The 11,987-nt window shown below is 55.2% G+C and carries 7 protein-coding genes; 4 read left to right on the plus strand and 3 right to left on the minus strand.

Annotated features, from left to right (window positions below; translation table 11 throughout):
* Nucleotides 1-47: 47 nt before the first annotated feature.
* The 3 genes from G6R38_RS05680 to G6R38_RS05690 form a co-directional block, all read right to left on the minus strand.
* Nucleotides 48-1,418: a sigma-54-dependent transcriptional regulator gene (locus tag G6R38_RS05680; RefSeq protein WP_166821221.1), complete on the minus strand. Its 1,371-nt coding sequence runs from the start codon at nucleotides 1,416-1,418 to the stop codon at nucleotides 48-50.
* Nucleotides 1,419-1,424: 6 nt separating this feature from the next.
* On the minus strand, nucleotides 1,425-2,795 hold the full coding sequence (locus G6R38_RS05685) for a two-component system sensor histidine kinase NtrB (protein ID WP_166821224.1): 1,371 nt from the start codon (nucleotides 2,793-2,795) through the stop codon (nucleotides 1,425-1,427).
* A 130-nt stretch (nucleotides 2,796-2,925) separates the two neighbouring features.
* Nucleotides 2,926-3,588 carry a carbonic anhydrase gene (locus tag G6R38_RS05690; RefSeq protein WP_166821227.1) on the minus strand — a complete coding sequence of 221 codons (663 nt, stop codon included), beginning with the start codon at nucleotides 3,586-3,588 and terminating at the stop codon, nucleotides 2,926-2,928.
* A gap of 440 nt (nucleotides 3,589-4,028) precedes the next feature.
* Here G6R38_RS05690 and G6R38_RS05695 point away from each other — a divergent pair, with 440 nt between their 5' ends.
* The 4 genes from G6R38_RS05695 to G6R38_RS05710 are packed head-to-tail and all read left to right on the plus strand — an operon-like array spanning nucleotide 4,029 to nucleotide 11,969.
* Complete coding sequence (locus tag G6R38_RS05695; protein ID WP_166821230.1) at nucleotides 4,029-7,100, plus strand: DUF2309 domain-containing protein; 3,072 nt, start codon at nucleotides 4,029-4,031, stop codon at nucleotides 7,098-7,100.
* Nucleotides 7,097-8,485, plus strand: a complete 1,389-nt coding sequence (locus G6R38_RS05700; protein ID WP_166821233.1) for a proton-conducting transporter transmembrane domain-containing protein — start codon at nucleotides 7,097-7,099, stop codon at nucleotides 8,483-8,485. Before G6R38_RS05695 ends, G6R38_RS05700 begins: the two co-directional genes overlap by 4 nt.
* Nucleotides 8,485-9,960 (plus strand): proton-conducting transporter transmembrane domain-containing protein, encoded by a 1,476-nt coding sequence (locus G6R38_RS05705; RefSeq protein ID WP_166821242.1) that lies wholly within the window; start codon nucleotides 8,485-8,487, stop codon nucleotides 9,958-9,960. Before G6R38_RS05700 ends, G6R38_RS05705 begins: the two co-directional genes overlap by 1 nt.
* Entirely contained in the window at nucleotides 9,957-11,969 is a 2,013-nt protein-coding gene (locus tag G6R38_RS05710) for a SulP family inorganic anion transporter (protein ID WP_240928085.1), read from the plus strand. Before G6R38_RS05705 ends, G6R38_RS05710 begins: the two co-directional genes overlap by 4 nt.
* Nucleotides 11,970-11,987: the final 18 nt, after the last annotated feature.

Consider the following 11,987-nt stretch of genomic DNA (forward strand, 5'->3'; position numbering starts at 1 on the left):
TCGGCAATTGCTCGCGGAAAACCTTTCTTGCGATTGCAGAAGTGTTTTTAGCGGCACATGCTCTGCAGGTCGTACCGGTTGATTTTGTAGTGCAGAGTTCTCACGCTGATGCCGAGAGCCTTCGCGGTTTGTTCGCGGTGGCAATCATTTTCGACAAGGGCGGACTGGATGGCCTCTTTTTCGGCCAACTCGGTGACTTCCGCCAGAGAGCGTGGTTTGGCCGAGGGGGCATTCGAGACGGGTATCAAGTCGGTGGGAAGGTCAGCCGGCGAAATGACATCATCGGCAACGGTGACGACCAATCGCTCGATGACATTGCGAAGTTGACGGATATTGCCTGGCCAGTTCGCGGAGACGAAAATTTCCATCGCGTTCGGGGCAATCGTCTTTTCTTGTCGACGATGGCGAGTACAGAAATGGCTGAGGAAGTGTTGTGCCAACAATGGGATGTCGTCCTGTCGTTGTCGAAGCGGTGGCACGTCAATCGGCACGATGTTGAGCCGATAAAAAAGGTCCTCGCGAAAGGTTCCGTCTTCCACAAGTTTTTGAATGCTGCGATTGGTCGCTGAAACGATTCGAGCGTCGGATTCGAGTGTTTGCTCGCCACCCACACGAGCGAACTGACCTGTTTCGAGAACCCGCAATAGATCGACCTGACTCTTGGACGGAATCTCGGTGATCTCATCGAGAAAGAGCGTGCCGTTCTTGGCGACTTCAAAGCAGCCGGGTTTTTGACGCGAGGCACCTGTGAACGAACCTTTTTCGTGACCAAACAACTCGCTTTCCAGCAGAGATTCCGGAAGTGCTCCGAGATTCACCGCAACGAACGGGCCTGCGGATCGGGTGCTAAGGTCGTGGATGGCCCGAGCGATCAACTCCTTCCCGGTGCCGCTTTCGCCTTGGATGAGCACGGTGGCATCGGTGTCCGCCACTTGTCGAACTTGAGTCAGCACGTCCTTGAGTGCCCGGCAGTTGCCAACAATACCGGAGACTTCGCCGACTTCCGCGAGCTTGCCTTTCAGCTGTCGGTTCTCGGCCTGAAGTTGGTGATGTTCTCGGGCTTTGGCGACCTGTTGCCGGATGAGATTTAGGTCAACAGGTTTTGTGATGAAGTCGAAAGCTCCCCGACGCATCGCGTCGACGGCTGTTTCGACGGTGCCGTGAGCTGTAATCACAATGGCCGTTGTGCCGGGTTGGCGTTGCTGGACGAGCGAGACGAGTTCCAGTCCATCGCGATCACCGGGGAGTCGGACATCTGCGATGACAAGTTGGAAGTTTCCGCTGTCGAACTTGTCGAGAGCTTCGTTGACCGTCCCAGCCGTTTCGATACGGTTCGCTTCCCGCTTGAGACCTTTGGCCAAGCCGGAGCGGATGTTGGGTTCGTCGTCGACAACGAGAATGTGGAATTCGTCATCCATACCGTGCTATCCAGATTGCTCGGTCTTCGCGGGTTGAATGGGGAGAACCATTTCAAACGTTGTCCCGTTGCGCGAAGACCGAAATGTCAGGTTGCCCTCGTGTTGCCGCATGATTTTGTCACACATGGCGAGCCCTAACCCGGTTCCGGAACCTTTGGTGGTAAAGTAGGCGTCGAACACTTTGTCATGGAGTTCGTCAGGAATACCGTTGCCGGAGTCCGTCACTTCGACTCGTGCCGTTTCGCCAGATCGAGCAACGTTGATTGAGACGAGACCGCCATGGGGCATCGCTTCCAGTGCGTTGAGCAGCAAGTTCAGCAAGACCTGTTCCAATCGAGTTCGGTCGGCGACGATTTCCTGTAATTCCGGGGTCGCGATTTGGACATCAAGTGAAACGTGTTGCTGTTGGGCTGTCGGGCGAACCAACTCGACCTGTCTTTGGACGAGTTCCGGCAAATCGACCGGTCCGAGATTCAGTCGGTCGATTGAGGCAAAATCACGGAAGCCTTCCAGTACATTTCCGATTCGCGAAACCTCGGTTTTGATCACGCTAAGCATGTGTAGGGATTCGTCGGGTGTGTCGTCATTTTCGATTTCTTCCTCAAGCAATTGCACGTGCAGCGAGAGTGCCGCAAGCGGATTCTTGATCTCATGGTGGAGACCAGCTGCCAGTGGCCGGAGTTCGATAAAACGCTCCATCCGACTCATGCGATCTTCGATGAGCAGACGTTCGGTAACATCGCGAAGCTGCAAAACATTGCCGATCGCTTGGTCTTCGTGATCCGTTAGCGATTGGCAAAAAGCACGAAGCGTCCGCGTCGAACCGTTCGCGTTGACGATGAAGTCACGTGTCATGGCGACGTTCTGCTCGATTCGCCATTCCCGGCGGAAATCTTCGAGTGGGACCTTGTCTGATAGGTTTGTGAGTGGACGACCGACACACTCTTCCGGTGGATTCAGCAGTTCCAGTCCGCGTCGGTTGATGCTGGTCACGTTGCCGTTGGCGTCGGTGGTGATGACTGCCTGATCCATGCTGCTGATGATATCGCCGGCGAGATTTTTGAGGTCTCGCAGCGATTCCTGTGATGAGCGGTATGCTCGCCACAGCAGAACGACAGCAATTCCAGTGACGACCAAATTCAGCACCACGAGCATGGAGAGCCGAAACTGCCAACGAAGTTCGCCAGCAAGGACCTCTGCTGACTCAGTGGCATCTTCGGGCAATTGACGGATGAGTTCGTCCACGATTTCCTGCTCGCGGAGGAAATCGATCATCACCCAAATGGTAACGCCTAAGGCAGCGGCACTCATCAGCAGCAGGCCGATGATGGCTAGCCGATAGTACTTTCCCGTCTCTTTAGAATGAACTCGAAACATGCCCCTGGTCCGACAACGCGATGAAAGCCCACGGGACGCGATTGCTCCGCCCGCGGCGACTCGTCACTCATCGACGTGTCGCCCATGGGCGGTCATCGTCAGAAGCTCACTCCTTGCGACCGAATTGGCGTTAAATCGGTGGGAGCGAACGGCTACTCGGCGCCACTGGCTCAAAGTCTTCAATTGGTAGAAACGCATTCTCTTCCGGATTGTAACCGAAGACGTCGCCGGTCTCGAATTTGTAGACCCAGCCGTGCAATTTGAGATCCCCTCGACTGATCGCGGCGGCAACCGAAGGGTGAGTCCTGAGGTTTTCGAGTTGAACGAGCACATTCTCCTCAATGGTCAGGGTGAGTCGCTCGGCGGGGTCCGTCAGGTGTGTGTAGTTCTCATCGACGATCCGACGTGTCGCTTCGGCGTGCTTTAGGTAAGCTTTGACGGCCGGCATTTTGTCGAGGGAATCAAGGTCGAGAAGGCCACCCATTGCTCCACAGTGGGAATGGCCACAGATGATAATATCCTTGATCCCGAGAGCTACGACGGCGTATTCGATTGTGCACGCCTCGCCTGCAAAAACACTGCCGTAGGGTGGCACGATGTTTCCGGCGGTTCGTTGAATGAAAAGTTCCCCTGGTTTCGTCTGCGTCAGAAGGTTGGGGTCGATTCGGGAATCCGAACAGGTGATAAACAATGCCAGCGGGTTTTGGCCCTCCGCTAGCGTCTCGAACAGTTTTTGGTCCTGGCTAAATGATTCCGATTTGAATTTGTGGATTCCGTCGACAAGTTTCTGCATGGGATTAATTCCTGTAGTCAGTGCGTCTAGACCGTATGACGGTCTTTTGTGCCTGCGGTGAATACGAATTAGCCTTTGTCTCTTGGCCTCCACGGGACATGGCCCGCTACGATCGAAAGTCAACCGCGTGAGCGGGTGCAGTTTGTTGCACTTGGTCTGCAAGAAATTGCACGTCAATGACGGCCCGATTGTAACTTTTCAGAATCATCTTCGCTGCGCCCTCGTCCACACAGGACGAAAATGTCCAAGATTCCCAGCGAACATCGGGGAATCCCCGGGAAACATTCTTGTACGTGCGACGGTCGGATGAACCGCTCATGGCGTTTGGCATGCGGCTTGCGACTGGTCCGTGAAAGCCCTTCCGATACGTACACCGGCACGGCCAAGGCTCGGCATGAATCGCCAATTCCCAATACCTCGAACAGCGACAGGTCCCCACCGTGCCGACCTTAGAAATCGAAGACGATTCGCTCTCCTCATGCCACCCCACCACGATGTCCCTGCGAGAGACCGTCGAACATGCAGCCCATTTTCTGCCGGCTCAAGGGCCGATTGAGGTTTTTGTTCATCACAACACGCTGCATGCCATTGAAGAGAAACCGTTCCATTCCGCGGTAAAAGCGGGTTTGGCGCGATACGGAGCGGAACCGTATTTTTCCGAGCAGAAGTATCGTGATTTGTGTTCCACCGGTCGGATCACCGACGAAGACTTAGAAGCAGTCCTCCAGGAAGATCTCGGTGAGTGGGCGAGCGAGCAGATCAATCAACTCGGAACGCGGTGCGAAATCCGTTATGCCATGCTTCGGCATCCCATGCATGTCGGACCCGATGCGGAATTGCGGTGGGTTGTCGCAGAGACAGACGCCCTCCAACGATTTCGAGATCAGACCACTGAAATCAATCGCTCCCGTATCGTGTCTGCTGCCAAAAAGTTGATGGAAGAAACCGACCGCACATCGGAATTCATCAATGGACTGGCCCAAAAGTTCGGTACTCACTCCGACAGTTGGTCCCAAGCGACATGGGAGTCCTTCTCGTTGCATCTGCTTTGGCGGATTTGTTTGGGCGGTGTATGTTCATCGACGTCGACAAGTCCGCCGACTTCGTACGTTCGGCCGCGAGATTTGCTGCTTCATGTCACCGGACAAGACATCGACCGCAACGTCCATGACCTGCTGATTCGTTTCTGTGCCGCCTATGTGGATCAGGGATATTCGGACTGGCATTTGCCCAACCGTGATCAAGGATTCTTCGAAGCGTTTGTCACGTTGTATTCCGGCAAGAGCCGGGGGCTCGATCGCTGGTTGAAACGGTTGCCGGCGGAGTTGTCGTCTCTCCGCGAAAGCCATGCGACAGCAGAGGACGTGATCGAGGCGTCACTTCGCGAGCTGGGAGTCGCTGAGTTCGATCGAGAAGAGTTCATCACCCAATCGCTGCTGGCGTTGGGTGGTTGGGCTGGGATCATTCGGCAGTTGGAATCGGGGGTAGATTGGGTGGTGCATCCGATTCCGCAGGGCTCATTGATCGGCATGCTGGCCGTCCAATTGCTCTTGGAAAAACATGCGATCCGGAACCTGGGTGCGGATGCGTTTGGCGAATCGGATTCGATTCAGCGGATCATCGAGTCCGCGCAACGAAGGCTCGATAATCCTGTTCCGCTGAGTCGCGAGCGAGCCGCGGTCTTGTTGTTCCAGGTTGCGCAAATGCTGGGATGGACGCCGCTGGAACTTCGGCAACTCAGCGAGACAGACTGGCGGCAACTTGCCGAGGAAGTTGAGGGTTTCGGTGGTCTTGAACGTCGTCGCATTTTCCACGAAGCGTACGAACGCAAGTATCATCACGCGGCTTTGAATGCGTTCTCGAAGCATGCGAAGTCGCGGAGAAAGACCGCGGAACCTTGGGGAGACCGCCCGGCTTTTCAAATTGTTACTTGCATCGACGACCGTGAGGAATCGTTTCGTCGGCATCTCGAGGAGGTCCAACCACGATGCGAAACCTTCGGCGCGGCCGGATTTTTTGCCGTGGCGATGTACTATCGTGGCGCGGCGGATGGTTTCTATAAGCCACTGTGTCCGGGGGTGATCACACCGGATCATTACGTACAGGAAGATGTGGGCTACACGTTTGAAGGGATTCACCGAGAGCGTGCGGAGTTGCGTCGTCGACTTGGTCGCGTCAGCCATTTGTTTCACACACGCAGCCGAACGTTTCTTGGTGGAATGTTCGCAGGCATCGTGGGTTCGCTGGCGACGGCACCGCTTGTCGCCAGAGTCTTGTTTCCCCACTTGACGGCACGCATCCGCCGCCGGTTCGGTTCACTGTTGCAGCCACCGCCCGTGACCCATTTACAACTCGAACGCTACGCGGACGAACCAGGCCCCGACAACGGCCACATCGGGTATTCGATTGATGAGATGGCGGGCGTTGTTCTGCGGTTGTTGCAAGACATTGGGTTGACGAACTCCCAGGATTTTTCGCGTTTGTTCATCGTCTGCGGGCATGGCTCATCCAGCTTGAACAACCCGCATGAGTCCGCGTACTGCTGTGGTGCGTGTGCGGGAAAACGCGGAGGACCGAACGCTCGCGCCTTCGCCGAAATGGCGAATGACTGGCGTGTTCGAGCACTCGTTGCCGAGCGGGGTGTGGTGATTCCCGAAGACACGACGTTCATCGGTGCCTATCACAACACCTGCGACGATTCTGTTGTGTTCTACGATCTGGACCAACTGCCATCATCCCACCGCCAAGAGTTCGAGGCCGCTCGATCGTCAATCGAAGAAGCTCGTCGGCGGAATGCTCACGAACGTTGTCGCCGCTTTGTTTCCGCACCCTTGGATCTTTCGCCGAAGGAAGCCTTGCGTCACGTCGAGAGCCGCGCACAAGACATTTCTCAAGCCCGACCGGAGTACAACCATGCGACCAATGCCATGTGCGTTGTTGGGCGTCGTGATTGGTCTCGCGGGTTGTTTCTCGACCGACGAGCGTTCCTCACATCTTACGACCCGAACCAGGACGACGAAGATCACACGATCTTGCTTCGCATTCTGTCGGCTGCGATCCCGGTTTGTGCGGGGATCAATCTTGAATATTACTTCTCTTGCGTCGACTACACGAATTACGGGTCGGGCTCCAAACTTCCGCATAACATCGTGTCGTTACTCGGAGTCATGGAAGGCACCTCCAGCGATTTGCGAACGGGACTCTATCAACAGATGGTGGAGATTCACGAACCGTTGCGGATATTGTTCCTGATCGAAACGACACCCGACGCAATGCTTTCGATCATCGAGCGGAACGAGGGAATCGCGAAGTTGTGCCGCGGTGGTTGGTCGCATCTGGCGGTCATCGACACGGAAACATCGCAGATTCAAGTTTTTCGTGACGGAATTTTCGAGCCATTCAACCCCGACGACAGCCAACTGGCACAGGTTTCTTCTTCACTGGACTGCTACCAGGGCCAACGCGATCACTTGCCGTTCTATTCGATTGCCGAAACGGAGGTGTCGCCATGACTCTCGATTCCGTGATGGGGGTTCTAGGGATCATCGTCGTCTTGAGCCCGGCTTTGCTTCTGGCTGCATTGGGGTTGCCGCTCCTGTGTGGTTGCAAGTTGAGCGAAGGTGTGCAAGCCCGCTTGACGAAGGCATCGGTCGGCATCGGCCTTTTGGCATCTGTAGCCATTCTTACTTCGATGCTAGTGACTGGCGTGCGTCACGTTCCCATTGAGCTGGGCAACTGGGTTGCCATTGAACCGGAACACTTCCATTTTCATTTGAAGTTTGTATTCGATCGTCTATCGGTTCCATTCGCGATATTGTCGTTTGTGCTGTGCGGCACGGTGGGAGCGTTCGCCTCGGTATACCTCCACCGCGAACAAGGCTACGCAAGATTCTTCCTGCTGTACGCGTTGTTTTTGCTTGGGATGATTGTGTCATCGCTAGCGGGGACCATTGAAACACTGTTCTTCGGTTGGGAATTGGTCGGGCTATCCTCTGCGCTTCTTGTAGCCTATTTCCACGAACGCCCTGGACCGGTGCGGAACGGTCAACGTGTTTGGACAACCTACCGTCTGGCGGATGCCGCGTTTCTTGTGGCTGCACTGACGATGCACCATCTCACTGGGGCCGGAGATTTTGAAAAACTCGTGGGGTCCGGGGCGTGGCCGGACGGGGTTGCGGAGATCAATTCTTGGTCGGCGTTGGCTGTGGGCGTGCTATTGCTCCTCGCGGCGGCTGGGAAATCCGGCATGGTTCCATTCTCAGGTTGGTTGCCACGAGCGATGGAAGGGCCAACGCCTTCGAGTGCCGTCTTCTACGGTGCCTTGTCTGTCCATTTGGGGACCTATCTCCTACTGCGTGTGAGTCCATTGCTCGACGTATCGCTGCCGCTGCGAATCATAGTGATCGTGCTTGGCTTGGTTTCGGCTGTCATGGGGACACTGGCTTCGCGTGTGCAAAGCGATGTGAAAAACGCCTTGGCATTCGCCTCGCTGATTCAAGTCGGAATCATCACGGTTGAGATCGGTCTTGGCCTACGGTACATCGCGTTGATTCACATGATCGGTCATGCCTGCTTGCGAACCCTACAGCTTTTGCGGGCGCCTTCCGTCCTGAAAGATTATCAAATGTTGGAAGATGCGGTCGGCGAACATCTCGCGGGGGATGCCGTCAACACGGCTCGAACGGCCACCGGCTTTCAACTCTGGCTCTATCGATTTGCTCTGCATCGAGGTTTTCTCGACGCGTTCTTGGACGACTGGATTGTGCGACCATTTACCGCGGTGTTTCGGTGGTGTGATGGCATGGAACGACGTTGGACAAACCTGCTTTCCGGTGGACCATCGCGTGAGTCCGATCGGGTTTCGCCTTACAGCGACTCCTTGGAGGACGTGGCCTGATGTCGGAACTTCATCTGCCTTGGCTCGAACTTTCCGTGCTGTTGCCGTTGGTCGGTGCCGTCTGTGTTTCGTTGCTGAAGAACCGTGATCGAGCGAGAATGGTGTGCACGATTTTGTGTGCGATCACACTCGCGTTGACGATCGGTGAATGGTTCGATTTCGCGATGCTGGGTTCGTTTGAAGCCCACGATCACTGGGATCTGTTTCAGACAATTTTTCATCGTGACGTGTTCGTCGTCGATGAACTGAGTGCACCGCTGTTGCCTTTGGGAGCGTTGCTCTATTTGGCGACCGTGATGACAACCTTGCGAACCAAGAGCCATCGCTTTTCGTTCCATTGGACGCTCGTTTCGGAGTCGATCTTGCTGGCCACGCTCGCGTGTCGTCATCCGTGGTTGATTATCGCTTTGCTCGCCATCGCAACAATTCCGCCATGGTGGGAACTTCGGCAACGCAAGCAATGCACGCGGGTCTATGTCATACACATGACGTTGTTCGTCGCGTTGCTCGTTGTCGGGCAAGCCCTGGCCGATTGGGCGACGACCTCAGCCCTTTTCTCGATCATCGCCGGTGGCCTCTTGACTGCGGGAGCATTGCTTCGCAGTGGAGTTTGCCCGCTTCATTGTTGGATGACTGACTTATTCGAGAAAGCCACGTTTGGAACAGCGTTGCTGTTCGTGACTCCCATGACGGGAGTCTACGCAGTGATGCGATTAGTGTTTCCCATTGCTCCGTCTTGGGCTTTGCAAAGCATCGCAATCTTGTCTCTAGTGACAGCCGTTTACGCGGCCGGCATGGCGTTGGTTCAACGAGATTCCCGACGCTTCTTTTGCTATCTATTTCTTAGCCATTCCTCGCTGGTGCTCGTCGGGTTGGAAATGGCAACACCGATCGGGCTGGCCGGAGCACTCTGCGTGTGGTTGAGCGTTGGGATTTCTTTGCTGGGTTTCGGGCTCGCTTTGCGGAGTGTCGAAGCTCGCACAGGACGGATCACGCTCGATACTTTTCATGGTCTCTACGAGCACACGCCGTTTCTCGCGGCGATGTTCCTTCTCACCGGATTGGCGTCGATTGGCTTTCCTGGCACAGTGGGATTTATCGGCACGGAACTTCTCGTGGAGGGAGCCGTTGAGATTTATCCGCTGGTCGGACTGGCGGTGGTTGTTGCCGCCGCGATGAATGGCGTGGCAGTTGTCAAAGCCTACTTTCATGTGTTTACCGGCACACGACACTCTTCGACTGTAAAGATGGATTGCCGTCCCGCGGAACGCATCACGATCCTGGTCATGGTGGTTCTGATTGTCGGTGGCGGACTGAATCCTCAGCCGGGTGTGCAATCACGCTATCATGCGGCCCGTGCGTTGCTTGAGCATCGAAGCGTCGAGCAACCCAATTCTTCTGACCAAACCGACAGAACGCTTTCCCCCCAAACCGCTCGTACCTCTGACAAATCCAACCGCAAATGGAAACGATGACCGAACCCCAAACGGACAATGAAATTCCGCGTGGCGATGCTGCCGGTTTCGTCAAGTACTTCAAACACGATCTCACCTCTGGCTTTCTGGTCTTTTTGATCGCGTTGCCGTTGTGTCTTGGTATCTCGTTGGCCTGCGGGTATCCGCCGATTGCGGGTATCTTTACGGCCATCATCGGATCGATTCTGACGACGTTCATCAGCAACAGTGAACTGACCATCAAGGGCCCGGCGGCCGGATTGATTGTCATTGCGATTGGTTGCATCGAAGACTTCGGCGGCGACGGTATGACCGGCGGATGGACCGATACCGATCTGGCAGCGTACAAGGCTGCTCTCGCTGTGGGAGTTGCGGCAGCGGTGATTCAGATTCTCTTTGGCTTCTTTCGGGGCGGCATTCTCGGTGAGTTCTTTCCGATCTCCGCGGTGCACGGGATGCTGGCGGCGATCGGCGTGATTATCATCATCAAGCAATTCCCTGTGGCTCTTGGTGTCTCCGCTGGTGGCGAACCCTTGGAGATGCTCAAAGAAATGCCGCATTACGTGATGGAGGCTAACCCGGCGATTGCGGCAATCGGCATGGTGAGCATTCTCATCATGTTCTTATGGCCGCTCGCCGGGAAACGGGTCGACCTCCTCAAGAAAATTCCGTCCCCCATGATCGTGTTGCTGGTCACGGTGCCGATGGGCTTTGGATTCGACCTGCTGCACGAGCACTCTTACACCTTGCAGGGACACCAATATCAACTCGGCGAACAGTATCTGGTCAAAATGCCAGACCGAGTGTTCGGGATGTTCAACGATGTGACGTTCCCTGATTTTTCCGCGTTGGCTTACATGAAAGCGTGGAAGTGGGCAATGATGTTCTTCATTATCGGCAGTCTCGAATCGTTGTTGAGCGCGAAAGCGGTTGATCTCCTCGACCCCTGGAAACGAAAAGCCAACATGGATCGCGATGTCGTCGCGGTCGGTGTGGGAAATCTGTGTGCGTCGATGGTCGGTGGGTTGCCCATGATTTCTGAAATCGTGCGATCGAAGGCCAACATCGACAACGGCGCCCGCACACGCTTTGCCGACATGTGGCATGGTGTCTTTCTACTCGCATGTGTGGCGATGATCCCCATGGTCCTCCATGAGATTCCGCTGGCTGCGCTCGCCGGTATGTTGGTCTACACCGGATACCGGTTGGCACACCCGACCGAATTCATCCACGTTTGGCGGATCGGCAAAGAGCAGCTCGCCATTTTCGTGACGACATTGATGATGGTGCTCGCGACCGACTTGTTGATCGGCGTTGCAGCGGGCATCTTCTTGAAGATGGTCATTCACGTTGCGAACGGTGTCCCCATCCGGTCGCTGTTTCGACCGTACATCGAGATTCAGGAAGTCGATGATCACACGAGCCTGATTCTGGCACGGGAATCCGCCGTCTTCAGTAACTGGATTCCGTTCAAACGGCAGATTGAGGACATCGGGCTCATTCAGCGACGAAACCTGATCTTCGATATCTCCAATACACGGCTTGTTGACCACAGCGTGATGGAAAAACTCGAAGGAATGAAAAGCGACTTCGAGCAAGAGGGGCTGAGTTTCGAAGTCCGTGGTCTCGAAGCATTGCGACCGCTCGCCAATAGCCCGCATGCAGCCCGAAAAGGCGGACTGGCAACAATGCGACGCCTCACTGTCGTTGCCGACGAGTCGATCGAGCAATGGTTGGAAGAAGAGTGTGTGGCACTCGGGGCAACTGGTTTTACATCACAACCGTGTCGTGGAGCCGGACGTCGCGAACTGGCCAACGGTGTGGTTTCCATGAATTCCAAAGTTCGCATCGAGGTCGTCACAACGAATCAAACCTGCAATGCGATATTGGAATTCTTAAGAAGCACGGTTCTTCCAGAACATCAAGTCACCGTCTGCGTGGAGACCGTCGAGGTAATCAGACAAGATCATTTCGACGCGGGGGCTCTCCAAGTCAGCGAGCACAACAAACTTGCTACGATGAATGACTGATTCGTATTGTGATCAATC

This window comes from Thalassoroseus pseudoceratinae (assembly GCF_011634775.1).
Classification (GTDB): domain Bacteria; phylum Planctomycetota; class Planctomycetia; order Planctomycetales; family Planctomycetaceae; genus Thalassoroseus; species Thalassoroseus pseudoceratinae.

Coding starts and splice junctions, on each gene's coding strand:
- G6R38_RS05680 (WP_166821221.1), bottom strand. CDS start 1,418: ATGGATGACGAATTCCACATTCTCGTTGTCGACGACGAACCCAACATC.
- G6R38_RS05685 (WP_166821224.1), bottom strand. CDS start 2,795: ATGTTTCGAGTTCATTCTAAAGAGACGGGAAAGTACTATCGGCTAGCC.
- G6R38_RS05690 (WP_166821227.1), bottom strand. CDS start 3,588: ATGCAGAAACTTGTCGACGGAATCCACAAATTCAAATCGGAATCATTT.
- G6R38_RS05700 (WP_166821233.1), top strand. CDS start 7,097: ATGACTCTCGATTCCGTGATGGGGGTTCTAGGGATCATCGTCGTCTTG.
- G6R38_RS05705 (WP_166821242.1), top strand. CDS start 8,485: ATGTCGGAACTTCATCTGCCTTGGCTCGAACTTTCCGTGCTGTTGCCG.
- G6R38_RS05710 (WP_240928085.1), top strand. CDS start 9,957: ATGACCGAACCCCAAACGGACAATGAAATTCCGCGTGGCGATGCTGCC.